18 protein-coding genes and 1 pseudogene are annotated in these 17,951 nt (G+C 60.5%); 8 read left to right on the forward strand and 11 right to left on the reverse strand.

The window, feature by feature from the left end:
- Positions 1-16: 16 nt before the first annotated feature.
- From KBP54_RS04070 to glpX, 5 genes are all read right to left on the reverse strand, one after another.
- Positions 17-1,555 carry an MDR family MFS transporter gene (locus KBP54_RS04070; protein ID WP_070362756.1) on the reverse strand — a complete coding sequence of 513 codons (1,539 nt, stop codon included), beginning with the start codon at positions 1,553-1,555 and terminating at the stop codon, positions 17-19.
- Complete coding sequence (locus KBP54_RS04075) at positions 1,549-2,175, reverse strand: TetR/AcrR family transcriptional regulator (protein ID WP_168161642.1); 627 nt, start codon at positions 2,173-2,175, stop codon at positions 1,549-1,551. Before KBP54_RS04075 ends, KBP54_RS04070 begins: the two co-directional genes overlap by 7 nt.
- A 41-nt stretch (positions 2,176-2,216) precedes the next feature.
- Entirely contained in the window at positions 2,217-2,732 is a 516-nt protein-coding gene (locus KBP54_RS04080; RefSeq protein WP_141742272.1) for a hypothetical protein, read from the reverse strand.
- Between the two features lie 61 nt (positions 2,733-2,793).
- Positions 2,794-4,194: a class II fumarate hydratase gene (locus tag KBP54_RS04085; RefSeq protein WP_070479330.1), complete on the reverse strand. Its 1,401-nt coding sequence runs from the start codon at positions 4,192-4,194 to the stop codon at positions 2,794-2,796.
- Between the two features lie 46 nt (positions 4,195-4,240).
- Positions 4,241-5,254, reverse strand: a complete 1,014-nt coding sequence (gene glpX / locus KBP54_RS04090; RefSeq protein WP_070479332.1) for a class II fructose-bisphosphatase — start codon at positions 5,252-5,254, stop codon at positions 4,241-4,243.
- Between the two features lie 260 nt (positions 5,255-5,514).
- Here glpX and KBP54_RS04095 point away from each other — a divergent pair, with 260 nt between their 5' ends.
- On the forward strand, positions 5,515-6,087 hold the full coding sequence (locus KBP54_RS04095) for a DUF4245 domain-containing protein (protein WP_070479333.1): 573 nt from the start codon (positions 5,515-5,517) through the stop codon (positions 6,085-6,087).
- Positions 6,088-6,103: 16 nt separating this feature from the next.
- Here KBP54_RS04095 and KBP54_RS04100 read toward each other — a convergent pair whose 3' ends face one another.
- Both KBP54_RS04100 and xseA read right to left on the reverse strand, forming a co-directional pair.
- Positions 6,104-6,376, reverse strand: coding sequence for an exodeoxyribonuclease VII small subunit (locus KBP54_RS04100; protein ID WP_256006405.1), 273 nt, complete (start codon positions 6,374-6,376; stop codon positions 6,104-6,106).
- A gap of 46 nt (positions 6,377-6,422) precedes the next feature.
- Positions 6,423-7,685, reverse strand: a complete 1,263-nt coding sequence (gene xseA / locus KBP54_RS04105) for an exodeoxyribonuclease VII large subunit (RefSeq protein WP_070362750.1) — start codon at positions 7,683-7,685, stop codon at positions 6,423-6,425.
- Between the two features lie 112 nt (positions 7,686-7,797).
- Between xseA and KBP54_RS04110 the strand changes: the two genes are divergently transcribed.
- Positions 7,798-8,757, forward strand: coding sequence for a 4-hydroxy-3-methylbut-2-enyl diphosphate reductase (locus tag KBP54_RS04110; RefSeq protein WP_252931094.1), 960 nt, complete (start codon positions 7,798-7,800; stop codon positions 8,755-8,757).
- 18 nt (positions 8,758-8,775) lie between these two features.
- On the opposite strand, the gene KBP54_RS04115 is transcribed toward KBP54_RS04110, so the two are convergent.
- The 3 genes from KBP54_RS04115 to KBP54_RS04125 are packed head-to-tail and all read right to left on the reverse strand — an operon-like array spanning position 8,776 to position 11,927.
- On the reverse strand, positions 8,776-9,435 hold the full coding sequence (locus tag KBP54_RS04115; RefSeq protein WP_252931093.1) for a DUF6542 domain-containing protein: 660 nt from the start codon (positions 9,433-9,435) through the stop codon (positions 8,776-8,778).
- A 57-nt stretch (positions 9,436-9,492) separates the two neighbouring features.
- Positions 9,493-10,545, reverse strand: coding sequence for a DNA recombination protein RmuC (locus KBP54_RS04120; RefSeq protein WP_256006407.1), 1,053 nt, complete (start codon positions 10,543-10,545; stop codon positions 9,493-9,495).
- 32 nt (positions 10,546-10,577) lie between these two features.
- Entirely contained in the window at positions 10,578-11,927 is a 1,350-nt protein-coding gene (locus KBP54_RS04125) for an AI-2E family transporter (RefSeq protein ID WP_256006409.1), read from the reverse strand.
- 101 nt (positions 11,928-12,028) lie between these two features.
- Here KBP54_RS04125 and ychF point away from each other — a divergent pair, with 101 nt between their 5' ends.
- The 4 genes and pseudogenes from ychF (at position 12,029) to KBP54_RS04140 (ending at position 13,888) form a co-directional block, all read left to right on the forward strand.
- Positions 12,029-13,117 carry a redox-regulated ATPase YchF gene (gene ychF, locus KBP54_RS04130; protein WP_070976202.1) on the forward strand — a complete coding sequence of 363 codons (1,089 nt, stop codon included), beginning with the start codon at positions 12,029-12,031 and terminating at the stop codon, positions 13,115-13,117.
- 20 nt (positions 13,118-13,137) lie between these two features.
- Positions 13,138-13,278: a recombinase family protein gene (locus KBP54_RS11230; protein ID WP_257000612.1), complete on the forward strand. Its 141-nt coding sequence runs from the start codon at positions 13,138-13,140 to the stop codon at positions 13,276-13,278.
- A gap of 99 nt (positions 13,279-13,377) precedes the next feature.
- Positions 13,378-13,536 (forward strand): annotated as a pseudogene (locus KBP54_RS11235) (recombinase family protein); the annotation flags it as partial.
- A 181-nt stretch (positions 13,537-13,717) separates the two neighbouring features.
- On the forward strand, positions 13,718-13,888 hold the full coding sequence (locus tag KBP54_RS04140; protein ID WP_218079174.1) for a hypothetical protein: 171 nt from the start codon (positions 13,718-13,720) through the stop codon (positions 13,886-13,888).
- 55 nt (positions 13,889-13,943) lie between these two features.
- Here KBP54_RS04140 and KBP54_RS04145 read toward each other — a convergent pair whose 3' ends face one another.
- Positions 13,944-14,219, reverse strand: a complete 276-nt coding sequence (locus KBP54_RS04145; RefSeq protein WP_068538772.1) for an anti-sigma factor — start codon at positions 14,217-14,219, stop codon at positions 13,944-13,946.
- Positions 14,220-14,874: 655 nt separating this feature from the next.
- Between KBP54_RS04145 and KBP54_RS04150 the strand changes: the two genes are divergently transcribed.
- Both KBP54_RS04150 and KBP54_RS04155 read left to right on the forward strand, forming a co-directional pair.
- Entirely contained in the window at positions 14,875-15,456 is a 582-nt protein-coding gene (locus KBP54_RS04150) for an ECF transporter S component (RefSeq protein WP_068538850.1), read from the forward strand.
- A gap of 107 nt (positions 15,457-15,563) precedes the next feature.
- Complete coding sequence (locus KBP54_RS04155; protein ID WP_218079184.1) at positions 15,564-17,810, forward strand: ATP-binding cassette domain-containing protein; 2,247 nt, start codon at positions 15,564-15,566, stop codon at positions 17,808-17,810.
- The last annotated feature ends 141 nt before the right edge of the window (positions 17,811-17,951 follow it).

A 17,951-nucleotide genomic window follows, 5' to 3' on the forward strand; every position in this document is an offset into this window, starting at 1 on the left:
TCACGCCTCATCGTTCCTAGTCCAGCGTCTCTTTCAGCGGGTCCTCCCGGACCGGGAAGAGCAGCACCAACGCAACGGCGGCCAATGGGACCATCAGTAAGAACACTGGGGTCAGGCCGTCGTTGTAACTATTAAGGACGGCGTCGCGCAGTACGTCAGGCAGTTGTGCAACCGCGTGCGGGGTGAGGGAGTTGTGCCCACCGGCGCTCGAGAATTGCTCGGCGTAAGGGGCTGCCTCGCTAGGGGCCATCGAGGCCAATGCTTTTGGCAGGCGTTCCGCGAGCTCCTCCGTCATATTGTGAATGAACAGCGAACCAATAAGCGACGCACCGATCGCGGAGCCGATCTGTCGGAAGAAGTTGTTCGTCGCTGTTGCAGTACCGACCATTGCTAGTGGGAACGAGTTCTGGACAATAAGTACCAGTACCTGCATGACTAAGCCGAGTCCGAACCCAAAAATGAACATGTAGATACCCAGCGTGGTCAGCGGTGTGGACACTTCGAGCTGCGAGAAGAGGAAGAGTCCGACCGAAACGATGGCCATACCGATGATCGGGTAGACCTTGTAGCGGCCCGTTTTCGCGATAATGAACCCCACGGTAGTGCCAGTGCCCAAGATGCCGATGACCATTGGCAGCATCATCAGCCCCGCGTTCGTTGGCGTGAGTTCGTGCACCATCTGCAGGTAGGTAGGCAGGTAAGCAAGCGCACCGGTCATAGCCAGTCCCAGCACGGTTCCGGAGGCCGTCGTCAAGACCATGTTGCGATTGCGGAACAAGTGCATGGGGATGAGCGGGTTCGGTACGCGCAGCTCAACGAAGACGAACAGCGCTGCAGCGACAACCGCAAGCGAGGAAATACCCAAAATGATAGGCGAGGACCACTCATACTGAGTGCCACCCCACGTTGTGGTCAAAATAAGAGAAGTCGTGGCAACCGCCATGAGCACGGTGCCCAGCCAGTCGATGCTCTGTGCTGACCGCGACCCCTTGCGTAGGTGGAGCACGATTGTGCAGACCGTCATCGCGAGAAGCCCCAGCGGGATGTTCATCCAAAGGCCCCAACGCCAGCCGGGGCCATCCGTAAACCAGCCGCCCAACACGGGGCCAAGCACGGAAGAAACGCCGAATACTGCCCCCATCACACCCATGTACTTGCCACGGCTACGAGCTGGAACCACCTCCGCGATGATTGCCTGGGAGTTGACCATCATGCCGCCAGCGCCAAAGCCTTGGACGGCGCGCCCGATAATGAGCAGCTGCATTGACTGTGCAAGCCCACCCAAGGTGGAACCAATGACGAACAGGCCAATCGAGCCAATATAAGGCCACTTGCGTCCGACCCTGTCACCGAGCTTGCCATTAATTGGCATCGCGATTGTCATCGTGACCAGGAACGACGAAATCACCCAGCTCATGTGATCTACGCCACCAAGCTCACCGACAATCGTCGGCAGGGCAGTGGAGAAAATCATCTGGCCCAATGAGCTCATCAGCATCGTGATGAGTAGCGCTCCAAAGATCAGGCCAACGTGTGGCTTAGTGTTGTTTACCACTGCAACTCCTTTGCATACTTCGTGACGACGGCAGCTACGCTACGAGCCTGCTCCTTCGGCGAACCCTCCTCTTGGAAATGAAGGCTTCGCGCATAAAGCACAAGCGTTGTCCGAAAAAGTTCCACAACGATTCGGGCTTCTGCCTCTATGGTGACATCTAGACGGCGGTCTTCGGGGTGGCTCGCAAAATGCTCACGCACAGCCTGCTCGAGGTGTCGTAGCGTATCGCGTTTGCGGGCCAGCATCGCGTTTGCCAACGATGGGTTGTCCTGCATGAGCCGCTGGATTCGGCAGGCATCCTCGGCTCGATCTTCGGCACCTGATTCTTCCATTGCATCGATTACCAGGGACAACATGTTCGTGGACGACTCATCAGCAATGCGTGCAAAGCTCTCGCTGGTGAACTCGAGAGGGAAGGGACCAAGCACAGCGTCATCTTTTGAGTCCATGTAGTTGAAGAACGTCCGCCGTGAAATGCCTGCACCTTGGCAGATCTCCTCGACTGTGACATTGTCATAGCCGTCGCGTGCCACAAGCGATGCAGCTGTATCGAAGATTCGCTGCCGTGTTTCGCGGCGCTTTCGCTGCCGGAGACCTTCTGACTGATCGGGAAAATTCACGGAGTGCAATCTTACACTCCGTGCAAAAATATCAAAGAAACCTATTCAACCAGGAGCGATAGTGAGCCTTCCACGTTTGGAGAGCTATCACCGCGGCGCTCGAAAAACTGTGCCTCAACGATTCCCGGCTCCGGGCTGGAGAAGCTCCAGAAACCATCATCAGTAGTTGGAGGGCACTGTTTCGTCAGAGCGGAAGCACTGCCATCATGCGCGATAAGCGCCACGCAACCGCTCAGAGGATAGCTGACCATCCCTTGTCCTTCATGGAGGGAGAACACCGCCGGCCACGCCGCTACGGCAGCATCAGGGCTGTGCGATTGGAGGGTGCCTTGGAATGTTCCAGAGGGGGCGTCGTCACGCACTTGCGGAGCTTCAGGAAACGCAGTCACCGTCACAACTGTAGGCACCCCGTTAGGCTCCGGCTTTGGCTGAGCGGACCAGTACGCTGCGGCGAGCGCTATCCCGATAAGCGAGACCACCAGAGCTAAGACACCGCCAATAACCCATGGCTTATTTGAGCCCCCAGCTGTACGAAGCTGCGAAAAAGAATCAGACATAAAAATCATCCCTGGTCGTGCTCATGAACATGGGCAGTAGCAGGGATGATTGTAGCGAAGACTAGTTGCGTTCGGTATGAGCCATCGACAGGACGTTCAAACGCTTGTCGAGCTCCTCCTCAGTCAACGTTTCGCCGTCCACGAAGCCGAGGTCAATCACAGCCTGGCGGATCGTGATGCCCTCCTTCACCGCATGCTTTGCCACTTTCGCAGCGTTCTCGTAGCCGATTGCACTGTTCAGAGGGGTGACGATTGATGGTGAAGACTCCGCGAGCTGCTTCATGCGGGCCTCGTTCGCCTCGATACCGTCAACCAAGCGGGTAGCGAACTGTCGAGAGACGTTCGCCAGCAGGCGAGCGGACTCCAGCACGTTGCGCGCCATCATCGGGATGAACACGTTGAGCTCGAACTGGCCTTGCGAGCCGCCGAATGCCACTGCGGCATCGTTGCCGATCACCTGGGCTGAGACCTGGGTTGCCGCCTCGCACAGGACAGGGTTCACCTTGCCAGGCATGATCGACGAGCCTGGCTGCAGATCTGGGAGGTGAATCTCCGCGAACCCTGCGAGTGGGCCTGAACCCATCAGACGGATGTCATTTGCAATCTTGTACAACGAGACTGCAACAGTGCGCATCGCACCGGAGAATTCCACCAGAGCGTCGCGTGCGGCCTGGGCCTCGAAGTGGTTCTTTGCCTCCGACAGCTGTGTCAGTCCGGTGAGCTTCACCAGCTCTGCGGTCACCTTTGCGCCAAAGTCTGCTGGGGTGTTGATGCCGGTGCCAACCGCGGTGCCGCCAATGGCGAGCTCGCCGAGGCGGCCAACAGTTGCCTCAACGCGCTCGATGCCGAGCTCGATCTGACGAGCGTAGCCGGAGAACTCCTGACCAAGCGTCAGCGGGGTCGCGTCCATCAGGTGAGTGCGGCCCGACTTCACTACCTCGTGCCATTGCTCAGCCTTCGCAGCCAGTGACTTCTGCAGCACCTGCAGGGCCGGGACCAGCACTTCGACGGCAGCTTCGGTGGCAGCAATGTGCGTTGCAGTTGGGAAGGTGTCGTTCGAGGACTGTCCCATGTTGACGTGGTCGTTCGGGTGGACTTCCACGCCGTTTGCGTGCGCGATCGAAGCAATGACCTCATTAGTGTTCATGTTCGAGGAAGTGCCAGAACCCGTCTGGAAGACGTCAATTGGGAACTGGTCGTTGTGCTTGCCGTCTGCGATTTCCTTCGCCGCAGCGATGATCGCGTCAGCCTTTTCCGCATCGAGCTTGCCCGAATCCTTGTTGACCTGCGCACACGCGGCCTTGAGGAGCCCAAGGGCGCGGATCTGCTGGTTCTCGAGGCCCCGGCCAGAGATCGGGAAGTTCTCTACAGCACGTTGAGTTTGAGCACGCCACAGTGCATCAACAGGTACTTTGACCTCACCCATGGTGTCGTGCTCGATACGGTACTGCTTATCGGCCATTCAATCTTTCCTTTACTTGATACTTACAGAAAATCGACGCTTTGAATTACTTGATCGGGCCGGAGTAATCGATCACCGAGTACTCCTGAAGCTTCGGCAGCTGGTGGAGGGACTCCACGTAGCGGACGGTGCCAGACTTCGAGCGCATTACCAACGAACGGGTGGTAGCGCCATTCTTACGGTAGGAGACGCCGCGCAGCATGTCGCCGTTGGTGACACCGGTAGCCGCGAAGTAGCAGTTATCGGAGGCCACCAAGTCGTCGAGGCCAAGCACACGGTCGAGATCGTGGCCCGCTGCCAGCACGCGTTCGCGCTCTTCATCGGACTGCGGTGCGAGCTGGCCCTGGATCTCACCACCAAGGCACTTCAATGCACACGCCGTGATAACCCCCTCCGGTGTGCCACCGATGCCCATCGCCATGTCAATGGAGTTGGTGTTCTGGGCAGCAGCGATGGCACCAGCAACGTCTCCGTCCATAATGAAACGTACCTTGGCACCAGCCTTGCGAATCTCCTCAACCAGCTTGTTGTGACGTGGGCGGTCGAGTACCACCACAGTCACGTTACCAACGCCGACTCCCTTGGCTTCTGCCACTGCCTTAATGTTGAACTCGACGGACTTCGTAATATCGATGACCCCGACAGCCTCAGGGCCGACTGCAATCTTGTTCATGTAGAACGCGTCCTGCGGGTTGAACATGGAGCCACGGTCGGCAGCCGCGATAACCGAAATAGCATTCGGGCGACCTTCCGCCATCAGGCGCGTGCCGTCGACTGGGTCAACCGCCAGATCAACCTGTGCGCCAAAACCGTTGCCGACACTTTCGCCGTTAAACAACATCGGCGCCTCGTCCTTTTCGCCCTCGCCAATGACGATGACGCCGTCCATCGTGACGGAGTTGATCATCTTGCGCATAGCGTCGACTGCGGCGCCGTCACCTTCATTTTTCATCCCGCGACCTACCCAGCGGCCAGAGGCAAGCGCAGCAGCCTCGGTAACGCGCACGAGCTCCATTGCAAGGTTACGATCAGGGAAGTTTTCAGAAGTTTGTTCAGACATGAAACAGTGCCCTCCTGCGGCAAACTAGTTTTAGTTGTGACAACATCGACATCATGCCGCGTTGCAAAGCCATACCACTGCGGTCTGGCACACCTCTATCATGGCACTTTTGCCAGACATGAACCGTCGTTTCTACACCTAAAATAGGGCAATGCTGCGAATAGTGGTGTCTGAACTGGGGACTTCCTGCGTAAAAAGCCAACGCGCGGGGGTAAAAGACAAATTCGGGGGTATCAGGAATCCATGTCATACTGGAGCGCGTGGCTCAAGAAAACAAACCTCGCATTTTCCAAGACGGCAGAGACATGCTCATCAACGTCATCTTGATCGTGGTCGTCATGATCATTGCCGTTGGTGCGACCGGGCTGTGCACGTTCAATCCCGGTAAGCCCGAAAATGGGCCTGTGCAAGAAGTCGATGCGAAGACGTTCCTTGGCCTTGAGGCTCGCGGAGTCGATTTTCCGGTGCGCTACCCGGAAATGCCAACAGGGTGGGTGACGAACTCCGCGCGGCGAAGCATGATCGCGCAGCAGCCAGCTCCAGTCGTAGGGTGGGTCACGCCCGATGGTGGCTTCATCCAGCTGACGCAAACGGGTGCGGACAGCAAAACGGTCCAGTCCGAGGTTGACGGAAAGCAGCGCACGCTTGACCGCCAGGACACGATCGATGGCCACAGCATTGAGATATTCAAGGGTACCGAGGCGAAAACTCGCCCACTGTGGGTTATCGATGCCGGCGACGCACGATTCGCCGTCACAGGTGCCGGAACAGACGCCGAGTTTGAGGAACTGATACGTACTGCGCTCGCGACCGAGCCGCTGTCAGCGCAGTAGACGCCGTGGCAGCAGGCTATTCCGACTGTGATGTTTGCTCAGCCGCGTCGCGCTGCTGAATAGCGGCCTCGACACGTTTTGATGCTCCCTCGAGTAGCTGCTCGCAGCGCTTCGCGAGCCCCTCGCCGTACTCCCAATACTTCAGTGATTCGTCAAGGCTCATTTGCCCGAGCTCGAGGACCCTCACTGTTTCTACGAGTTGCTGCCTAGCTTGCTCGAACGAAAGCGTTGCGGGGTCGGGGAATGCGGCGTCGGTGGGTTGGCCATTGCCATACGTGTTTTCGGACATGGATTGTCTCCTTGATGCTAGATGCTAGTGAAATTGCTGTGTGGATTTAATCGGCGGGGGTGGTCCCCATTGCTGCTGCGGTGATGGAACCGTCCGCGACGCGGATGCGCAGCTGCGATCCGGGTGGTGATTGTTCGATGCTGGTGACAACCTCAGGATCGGAATGGTCGCGGGGGAGGACTTGTACTACGGAATATCCGCGCGCGAGAGTTGCTGCTGGCCCTAACGCCGAAACTTGTGAGCGGAGCGCAGCGACCTGCTGCGTTTCTCGTGCCAACAGGTGGCTGATCTCTCGTCGCATCGAAGCAACCTGCTGTGAGACCTCTTCGCTTCGACGCTCAATTGCCAGTAACGGGTTCTGCATCACCGGACGCGAGCGCCAGTACTGGATCTCTTCCGATTTGGTGGAAACCCAGGTGCGCAGCGCCTGCGCGCTGCGTGCGCGCGCCTCAGACAGAAACGCAAGCTCCTGGGTGGCATCGATGACGACGCGTTTAGCGGCGTCGGTTGGAGTGGCCGCGCGTAAGTCAGCGACGTTGTCGAGCACCGGGTTGTCTGGTTCGTGCCCAATGGCGGATACCACCGGCGTTCCCGCCGCAGCCACAGCGCGCTGCAGCGCCTCCTCAGAAAACGGAAGGAGGTCCTCGACCGAGCCTCCGCCACGGGCAATGATGATGACCTCAACATTGGGGTCCGCGTCAAGCGTCTGCAGGGCCTGAATGACCTCAGGCACCGCGTTCGGTCCCTGTACCGCGGTGTTGATCACGCGGAATTGGACCGCGGGCCAACGGCTCTGCGCCACGGAAAGCACGTCGCGCTCGGCGGCTGAGCCGCGACCAGTAATGAGGCCAATCGTGTTCGGGAGCAGGGGAATCGGCCGTTTGCGGGCGCGGTCAAAGAGACCCTCACTTGCAAGCTGTTTCCGAAGCTGCTCAATCTTCGCGAGCAATTCACCGATACCGACGTGGCGAATCTGCGTCGTCCACATCGAAAAGGAGCCGCGGCCCTCGTAGAAGGCCGGCTTGCCGTAGATGACGACGCGGTCACCGTCCTTTGGTGGCGTCGGCAAGCTCCTTAAGTAGTCCGAGGAAACCGTAAGCTGCACGCTCGTTTCCTGCTGTGTATCGCGGAGCGTGAGATAGGAGAATTTCCAGCTCGGCTTGTAGTTCACCTGCGTGAGCTGGCCTTCGACCCACAAGTGGCCCAGACGGTTAATCCACCCCTTGACCGACTTATTCAACTTTGCCACTGGCCATGGCTGCTCAGGGCTACTTGGTGAGGCTGAACGCTCACCTTGTGCTTGTGTCAACACCGCTCCTTTCCCAGCGTGTCGATGGAATACGCTGTCATTGTTTCATAGATAGATCACCACAAGAATGTGTACCTACTGTTTTAGACGTTGATTCGGTAGGGTCGGTTCCATGACAAATCAGGGTAAAAAAGTTCTTCTGGCAGCACCTCGCGGTTACTGCGCAGGTGTGGATCGTGCAGTTGTCACTGTAGAAAAGGCGCTGGAAAAATACGGAGCCCCAATTTATGTGCGAAAAGAGATCGTCCACAACAAGTACGTAGTGGAAACACTAGAGAAGCGCGGCGTCATATTCGTTGACGAAACCGACGAGGTCCCCGAAGGCTCGCACCTTGTTTTTTCCGCGCACGGAGTTTCCCCCGCGGTCCGCGAAGCAGCGGACGGGCGCAACTTGCTGGCGCTCGACGCCTCGTGCCCGCTCGTGACCAAGGTGCACAACGAGGTGAAGCGGTTTGCCAAGCACGGATACCAGATCTTGCTTGTCGGCCACGAGGGCCACGAGGAAGTCGAAGGTACCGCAGGTGAGGCCCCGGAGGTCACCCACCTCGTTGACGGGGTCGAGGGTGTCGACGCCCTTCCCGACTTCCCAGAGGGGACGAAGCTAGTGTGGCTATCCCAGACCACCCTGTCTGTTGATGAAACGATGCTGATCGTTGAAAAGCTGCGCGAGCGCTACCCAGATCTAGAAAACCCGCCTAGCGACGACATCTGCTACGCAACGCAAAACCGTCAGGTAGCAGTGAAGAAGATCGCACCGCAGACGGAACTCGTTATTGTGGTCGGCTCGCAAAATTCTTCCAATTCGAAGCGCCTGGTGGAAGTAGCGCTCGACGCTGGTGCCAACAACGCATACCTCATCGACTACGCCCACCAAGTACAAGACGAATGGTTCGAGGGCGTCAACACCGTTGGCGTAACATCGGGAGCTTCGGTGCCGGAAATTCTGGTTCAGGAGCTGCTCGCGGAGCTGGCGAAGCGCGGTTACACCGATGTAGAGGAAGTCACCACTACGGTAGAGACGATCACGTTCGCGCTGCCGCGGGATCTGCGTCAGCCGCGCCGTAGCAGCTAGTGCTCGTCTAGCCTTCGCCTAGCGATCTTCGTTTTTGTACAGGTCCTCGCCAAGGCGAGAGGCAACTCGCCGGGCCCGCTCCCCACGGGGGCGGGCCTGACTGCGTTCTGCCTTCGTTCGCTTCAACAGCTCATCGACCGTGATGCCACCCTGGCTGCGCTCACGGGCCCGACGGCCCTCGCTATTGGTCCTGCGGTTCGACTGGCTCATGCGGCGGCGCTGCGCTCGCTCCCGGCGCAGGACTTCATCGTTATGGCGTTGGATCAGCCAGTAGCGCACGATGGCGATCACCAGGGCACCAGCAGTCACCGTGAAGAGAATAGGGAAGTGCTCGATTACTGGGTAGAGCACCATAAGGATAGCGGTTTTCCCGCCTGCACCAGCTGCCCCAAGCTGATTGCGTGCTGAAATCAGTCCAAATCCAAGCAGCGCAATGACGAACAAAAGCGGGGTAGCCGCGACGGTAAGGAACAAACCCCGCGGGTCTACCAGCGTTGTCACGGCGATGACCGCGACGCTGAACAGTACGAGCAGAGGCCATCCGATGTATCCCGCCGACGTTGCGATGACGACGCCGGTCAGCAGCGCAGCAAAGATAATGCCGATGCTGGAAACGGTAGGCAAACCGTGGAAGGTGGCGGTACCAGGGCGCGGGGATCGGAGAGAGTTTTGAGACACGCTGGGCATTCTACCCGGCCTACCCCCGAGTCTTGCCAGTTTGACCCGCTCCAGGGGCTAACAATTCGACGAATCTGAGTCGCGGAGTCTCGGTCGCGCATCGATAGGGTGAAACTCCGGCGCACTCGACGAGTGCCCAGCTGCACCTAGTTCCTCGAGCTTACGAGCGGTGACCATCACCCGACTGTCGAGCGACGCCAGTGTTGCGTTGTACGACTCGACCGCCTTCTCAAGACTGCTCCCGACGCGGTTGTAGTGCTCTGTCAGCGTGCCGAGACGCCGGTACAGCTCTTCGCCAAGACGCTGGATGGTCTGCGCCTCCCGATTCATGGAATCTTGCCTCCACCCAAGTTCAACCGTGCGCAGCAGTGCGAACAGCGTCGTGGGGGTCGCGATGACGACGTTGCGGGCAAAAGCGTAGTCGAGCAGCTCCGGGTCGATAGCGAGACCGGCGTCCAAGAATGGGTCTGCTGGGACAAACATCACGACGAATTCCGGGCTGGGCTGAAATGCCTTTATGTATGACTTTGAGGACAGCGTATCGACGTGGCTTCGCAGCAGGTGCGCGTGTCTACGCAGGTAGCCTTGCTTTTCTTCCGGGTCTTCCGTGTTGAGCGCATCGAGGTATGAAGAAAACGGAACCTTGGCGTCGACGATGATGTTTCGATCCTGGGTGAGCCGGATAACCATGTCCGGGCGTAGCGAGGCGCCGTCGAAACGCATGTACGCCTGAGCGTCAAAGTCGACGTGCTCTACCATCCCACCCAGCTCTACCACGCGCTGCAGCTGCACTTCGCCCCATCTGCCTCGGACCTGCGGTGAGCGCAGTGCAGTGATGAGCTGATCAGTCCGGTCCCCGAGCCTGGATGAGGTGCGCGCAATTGCTTGTACTTGGCCTGCCAAGGCAGACTGCGCTACTGCTTGCTCTTTATCGATGTCTTCGAGACGAACCTGTAGGTCACGAAGTGCCTGTGCCAGCGGGCGTAGATCAGTAGGCGGGTGCTGTTGGGGGTTGGTACGCTGCATCCAAAACGCGCCGCCAAAAAAGCCCAGGATGGCCCCAACGAGGAGGCCCGTAAAGATCAATAGCAGTGCGGTCGATGCGTCCATGTGCATTAGTAGAGCACATGAGCGGGACAAAACTAGGCGTTAGGACGCAGTCGATCGAACATATGTTTTAACTTGTCGGGCTTGTATCGCGGACGGAAACGGTGATCGGGTTGATCAAGATCCTCCTCCGCGGACTCTCCCTGTGCAGCCTCCGAGGGGACAGTGGCTGCCCATTCATCTTCCTCGCGCAGCGCATCGCGCTTGTGTTGGCTTTCGATGCTTTCCAGCTCAGCAATCGCACGACCTTCCTCGGTGATGAAAGAAAGATCTTCCGGGTGTACTTCCCCTGAGTGGATGCGCACGATATCGAGCGCGTAGCGGTAGCAAACCGCGATCATCGCAGCTACGGGGACTGCCAAGAAGGCACCAATCAGGTTGAAGAGTCCACCACCTACGGTCACGGAGACCAGCACGATCACTGGATGCAAGTTCATTGCACGGGACTGCAGCATCGGGGAGAGCACATTGCCTTCCAGCTGTTGGACAACAATGACGATGGCAAACACAATCAACGCTTGGGTTACGCCAAGCGACACCAACGCGACCAAAATGGCAAGCGCGCCTGCCACAACCGCACCCACAATCGGGATGAACCCCGCGATGAACGTCAGCACAGCGAGCGTGAACGCCATCGGGACGCCCACGAAGTAAATGCCGAGTCCGATGAAGATGGCGTCGACAAGCGAGACAACAGCTTGGGCGCGAATAAAACCCCCAAGTGTGTTCCATGCACGGGTGAAGAGCTCAGTGAAATGAAGGCCTGCGCGGCCACCGGTAGCACTGCGAAGCCACGGCAGGAACGTGTGTCCGTCTTTGAGGAAAAAGAAAGTTAAGACGAGTACGACGAACAGTGTGACAATCAGGCCTGCGGCAGTGCCAATACCCGTGAATACACCGCCAGCGATTGCCCCGGCCTGCTTCTGGAGCCACTGCGCAATCTCGTTCACGCCCTCATCAAGATCATCGGGGTTGACATTGAGCGGTGGACCCTGCAGCCAGAGCTGCAACCGCTGCACACCTTCGAGCGCTTGCAGATAGAGCAACCTCGAGTGCGCCGCAATGTCCGGGGCAATCAACGAGACGAGAAAGCCGAGAAATCCAAAGAAGCCAAGCAACGTCAAGAGCGCCGCAAATCCAGCTGGTATGCCATGCTGGCGCAGCCAGCCCGCAACGGGCGCGAGCACAGTGCAGATGATGAGCGCAAGAACAACCGGAAGAATGCCTGCCCAAAACATCCCGATCACTTTGCCAAGCGCGGCCAAAAACACTGCGACAATGAGGACTCGCAGCGTCAACGTCGCGGCGGACTTGATCCACGCGCGGTAGACAATGCCGCGATCAATCGGATTGGCGTCGTAGTCGAGAGGTTTCTGAGTGCTCACGCGACCTATTGTGCCCCATCCGAGGGAGAAAGAAACGTAACCCGACCGCGAGCTGCAAACTTTTCGACGGCAACGCGATGGGTGGGCTAGGATTGGCCAGCGTGAGTCTTACACTTGGAATCGTCGGTTTGCCCAATGTCGGAAAGTCAACCCTTTTTAATGCGTTGACGCGGAATGATGTGCTCGCTGCGAACTACCCGTTCGCAACCATCGAGCCGAACGTGGGGTTGGTTGAACTGCCAGACCCGCGCCTGAAGCGCTTAGCTGAGATCTTTGAATCCGAACGCATCCTGCCCGCGACGGTGTCGTTCGTTGACATCGCTGGCATCGTCAAGGGGGCGTCCGAGGGCGAAGGTATGGGCAACGCCTTCCTTGCCAACATTCGTGAAGCAGACGCCATTTGCCAAGTCGTTCGCGCCTTCGCTGACGACAATGTCATTCACGTCGACGGGAAAGTCGACCCCGCATCTGACATCGCAGTCATTAACACCGAGCTGATCCTGGCTGACCTGCAGACGATCGAGAAAGCGTTGCCGCGCCTGGAGAAGGAAGGCCGCAAGAGCAAGGACGTGGCAGCAGAGGCCGAGGAGGCCAAGAAGGCGCAGGCGGTGCTTGAAGACGACCGCACCCTTTTCGCCGCCGCAAAGGCAGGAGACATCGACCTCGATTTGCTCCACCACCTGCACCTCATGACGGCGAAACCATTCCTCTACGTATTCAACTCCGACGAAGCCGTGCTCACCGACGAAGGCCGGAAACAAGAGCTGCGAGAACTTGTCGCACCGGCAGAGGCAGTCTTCCTGGACGCGCAAACAGAGACCGAGCTGCTCGAACTAGACGAAGAGGACGCGTCGGAGCTCCTCGCCTCCGTTGGACAGGACGAACCTGGACTGGAAACGCTCGCAAAGGCAGGCTTCGCAACCCTCGGCTTGCAGACCTACCTTACTGCTGGGCCAAAGGAGGCCCGCGCATGGACGATCCACCAGGGCGATACCGCACCGAAGGCTGCCGGCGTCATCCACACCGACTTTGAGAAAGGCTTCATCAAGGCCGAAATCGTCAGCTTCGAAGACCTCGACAAGTTTGGGTCCATGGCCGAAGCGCGCGCCAACGGCAAGGTGCGTCAAGAAGGCAAGGAATACGTCATGGAAGACGGAGACGTGGTCGAGTTCAAGTTCAATGTAACTTAAGGCGCGCCAGTGTTAGTCGTATGACAACACGTGCTGCCATTTACCTTCGCATCTCGCTCGATGCTGCAATGGACGGTCTTGCCATCGAGCGTCAGCGCGAAGACTGTGAAGCCATTGCAAAGCAGCGTGGCTGGATGGTCGTGTACACCTATGTGGATTAGTCGATCTCGGCCTCTAAGAAAGACGTGGAACGTCCCGATTACGACGCGATGGTGGCTAGTCTTCAGTGAGGCGAGCTAGACGCGATTATCTGCTGGGACTTGGATCGTCTAACGCGGCAGCCCGCGCAGCTCGAAGGGTGGATCGACAGAGCGGAACAGCACGGGTTGAAGCTTTTTACCGCGAATGGTGATGCGGACCTCAGTACTGACGGAGGCCGGATGTTCGCGCGCATCAAGGCGGCCGTAGCACGCGGTGAAGTCGAGCGTAAAGGGGCTAGGCAGTCACGCGCCCAACAGCAGCGTGGAGAGCGAGGGCAGACACCGTCCTCGCCGGCTACGGCGCAACGCAGGCGATGCCAGGCCCGCTGTTCACGTTCGCGTCCTTCCTCGGTGCCAGACACCACGCGCAGGTGCGGCCCTGGCTGGAGCGAATGCCGCGGTGGTCGGCATTCTCGGTGCAGCGCTGTACACCCCGGTGTTCACCGCCGGGGTTTCCGGCGTGATCACTCTGTCCATCACCGTGGTCTGCTACGCCGCGCCCACCTCGTGGAAGGTCCCGCCCTGGGCGGTCGTCATCGGCGCGGCCCTGGTCGGCTGGATTGTGCTGTGAACTTCGCTCTCGTCCGGTGCTCGGCGCTGAAGCGCGCCAAGGGAGGGAACCGGGACTAGAGCGTCACGTTGGCCAGCACCGCACCGGTGGGTTGCGCCGCGCCGGCGGCGACTTCCTCGGTGACGAGGACTGAAGCAGTTCCACCGGGCAGCGGCATCCACACGTCGTCGTGGGGTTCTTGGCCGATGACTCCAGCCGATTCCATGGCGCCGTCATCCATGACTGCCCACACTTGTGCCCCCATGCCGTCGTCGAGAGCTGGCTGGCCGTTGACCATGGCGCCGCCCTTGCCCATGTCAGAGCTGATCACGATGTCGAGGCTCGCGCCCATCGCGTCGGCCTGACCTTGACGCGCGTCTGCCTTGGGGATCGAGGACGCAGGCGTGGTGGAAGTATTTGCCGACGTCCACGCCAATGACGAAGTCATAGGCCATGGGTGTGTTCCTCCTAGCGATGAATTAGAAGTTGGACTATTTGAGCTTCATCGCTGGGGGTGGTCGGACATACTTAGTACTGGCATCTACATTACTGTGAGACCTCATACCACCTGGGCTGGGTCAGGTTCCTATTAGCAGTTTGAGTATGTCACTGTCTTCGGCGGCATCACCCCCGGATCATTTTCAGACAGGGGCGGGAATAAGCCATACCGAAGCCAGCGACTAGTTCTACTGTCCTTTCAGACGGAGGGAACGGAAATAAACATAACCCGCCCAATCGGGTGGACAGGCTATGAATCTTCGGTGCCCTGAGGTGGAACTGCTAACAACGAAATGGGGGGGAACGGGGGCAAAGTCAATAATTCGAGTCTGGCATAAGTTGATAAGGATTGCCTAACCTAATACTGTTTCAAGTTATGGTCCCGATCGGGAATCGGCAACGGAAGCGAGGCGGCGACGATGAACAGAAAACGTGGATCGACCAGAGAACCCCTCTCCGGAGGGGGAGTCGGGGACGCGGGCCCGGACGGGACGGGCGACGGCGACGCGGTGGCGTCGCAGACGGACGACGGGCGGTTGGTACACGTCGCACCGGTCGCAGTGGGTGGCCGACCATCCACCCGCGACATGCTCGTCGCCGCCGCGATCGGCGTCGCGGGGTCTCTCATCGTCGTGCCCCTGACCTACCTGCAGGTGTTCGCCGGCATCGCCCACGTTTATCTCGTCGCGGCGACGCTCGGGTTGTGGTTCCTGCCGTGCGTCGTTCCCCTCATCGTCGTCCGCAAGCCTGGCGCGAGCCTCATCGCGTGCCTTGCCATGGGCGTCGTGTCCGCGGCGACCACCCCGTTCGGCGTCGCCGCGATCGGGGCGCTGATCATGGAAGGATTGCTCATCGAGCTTCCGTTCATGGTCACCCTGTACCGGCGGTGGACGCGTCCCCAGTTCGTGGCGTCGGCGATGTTATTCTCCGCGCTGATGGGAACGATGGCCCCGCGTGCCGTCGGCGTCGACTCGCCGACCACGCCCATGGCCCTGATCAGCTTCGCCGTAGCCTTGGCATCGAGCCTGGTGTTTTTGGTCCTGGGCTTTGCCGTCGCAAAGGGGCTCCGCAGCCGCGGGGTCACCCGATGACCGGCGGAGCGCCCGCGTGCGCCGGTGCGACACGCGGGACGGCCCCGGCCCGGTTGCGGGTCAGTGGCGCGGGAGTGCGGCACGCCGATGGGCGATGGGCACCCGACATGGTGGACCTCTCCTTCGATTTCGGCACGATCAACGCCATCACGGGACCCGTGGGATGCGGAAAGACGAGCCTGGCCCACCTCATCGCTGGACTGATACCCTCGCACATCCCCATCGACCATGCCGGATCCGTGCACATCGTCGATGCCGACGGCACCGAATGCCCCGTGGACCGGGACCGGGTCACCTTCGTCGGGCAAGACCCGGCGACGCAGGTGCTCACGCTCCGAGTCGTCGATGACGTGTCCATGGCCCTCGAGTTTTCCCTCGTGGAAGCCGGCATCGTCGCCAAGCGATCAGCCGAGGCCCTAGCGGAGCTCGGGCTGTCAGAGCTCGCAGAGAAGGATCCGTGGGCTTTGTCGGGCGGGCAACGCCAGCGGATGGCCATCGCCGGTGCGGTGGCCAGGGCGCCGGAGGTCATGATCTTCGACGAGCCCGCGGCCCACGTCGACGAGGACGGTCGCCGGTCGCTGTTCGCCGCCATCCGTGACTTGCGGGCCCCGGGGCGCGTCATCCTGCTCATCGAGCACGACCTCCGCCCGTTCGACGGGTGGGTCGACACGGTGACGATCCTCGATGCGGACGGGAGCGTCGCCGCCCACGGAGCGCCGGATAGCATCGCGGTGAAGGGCATTGCGACGACGGCCGCGACCGCCGGAACGCCGGACGCCAGTACGCAGGGCACGGGGGCACCGGACCGTCCCGGTCCGGACCGGCGGCGAAAGTCCCGGAGGGCCGGGAATGGCACCGATCCGGAATCGGAGGCGGATGCCGTTCCACTGCTGGCCTTGACCGGAACCCACGTGGCCCGAGGCGGGGAGAAGATCCTGAACGGGGCCGATCTGACACTGGAACGGGGCGAGATTCATGCCCTAGTCGGCGCCAACGGAGCCGGTAAGTCCACCTTGCTGGCGGTGCTGTCGGGCCAGATGAAGGCGGGAGCGGACCTCCGGATCGACGGCGCGTCCGCCTGGCGCGTCCCCGACGCCTTCGCGTCGTGGGCGTTCCAGAACCCCGAGCACCAGTTCACCCGCGCGACCGTCGCCGCGGAAATCGACTCCGCGCTGGCCGGCACGGACCCGCACGGGCCACTCGGCACCGATGAGCTGCGGAAACTGCGGGAAGCCCTGTTCCCCCGGGCACTTGACCCCGTCTCGCCGTTCGTCCTGTCGGGCGGACAGAAAAGACGGTTGGGCATCTTCCTGGCGGTGGCGGCCAATCGCCGTTTGCTGCTTCTCGACGAGCCGTTGGCGCACCTGGATTCGCCGAGCGCGCGCATCGTGCTGGATGCGCTGGCGGAATACGCCGGGGCCGGCGGAACCGTTGTGTTCACGTGCCACGATCGCCGTGTCGCGCGAACGTGGGCGGATCGGGCGAGCATCGTCGCCGAAGGGAAGGTCGCCTGGTCCGGTCCCGCGGCCGACGTGCCGGCTGCCCCGGAGTCGTCCCGGCGGGATCGCGCACTGCCCGCGGCCGGCGCACGGACGTCCGGGGACGAAAGCCCCTGGACCGGTGAATCCGCCGCTCGGAGGCGCGCGGGGTTGAACGCCATCACGATCGTCGCGGCGGTGATGCTCGTCCTCGTCGCCGGGCTGCTCTCCGGCGGAGACGCCGTTCTCGCGCTGACGGGGGTCGCGTTCCTCGCACTCGCTGCAATCGCGGAGCGCGACGTTCGGGCGACGGCGGGGAAGGTCCTCCTCGTCCTGTTGATCGGGGTGTTCTTCGGCCTGCTCGGGTGGCGCTCCGAGTTCTACGGCGGTGGGGATCCGGCGGAGGCCGTCCGCCACGGCATCCATCACGGACTGCTGCTGACGGCCGTGTTCGCGGGGACGGTCCTGGTCTCCGCGTGCATGCGCGTCGAGGAGCTTTTCGACGCCATGGTGCAACGCTTCCGGGTGCCCTACACATGGTGCACCATAGCGATTTCCGGGATGAGCATCGCGGCGTTCCTGCGCAGCGAAATCCCCCATCTGACATGGGCGATTAGATTGCGCTCGATGCGACCGGGGCAGTCTTTCCGCTCCGGCTTCATTCGCGCGACGACGCCCGCGCGCATCGCCTTTCCCTTGTTCGTCAGCGCCGTGCGCTGCGCCGAAAAGCTGTCCTTGACCCTGGCGATGCGCAACTTCGGCCGCCATCCGCGGCGCACCTTCCGCACCGATCACCCCTGGCGAGTGCGTGACGGATTCGCGGCCGCAGCGTCCGCCGCGGCCTTCGTCGCCGCCCTGGTGTCCGCAGTGACTTGACGGACGCCCGGAACCGGCGGGTCCCGGGCCCGCGAGCGTTTCCGAGCTTGTGCGGAGACGCGCCCCACCCAGTTGCTTCACCCTTTCAACCCTTCAGACACATCCTCCGGGTCACGCCATGCGGGCCCGGTCCGCCCGGCA

Origin of the sequence: Corynebacterium pseudogenitalium (assembly GCF_024453815.1) — a bacterium.
In the GTDB taxonomy this organism is placed as follows: domain Bacteria; phylum Actinomycetota; class Actinomycetes; order Mycobacteriales; family Mycobacteriaceae; genus Corynebacterium; species Corynebacterium pseudogenitalium.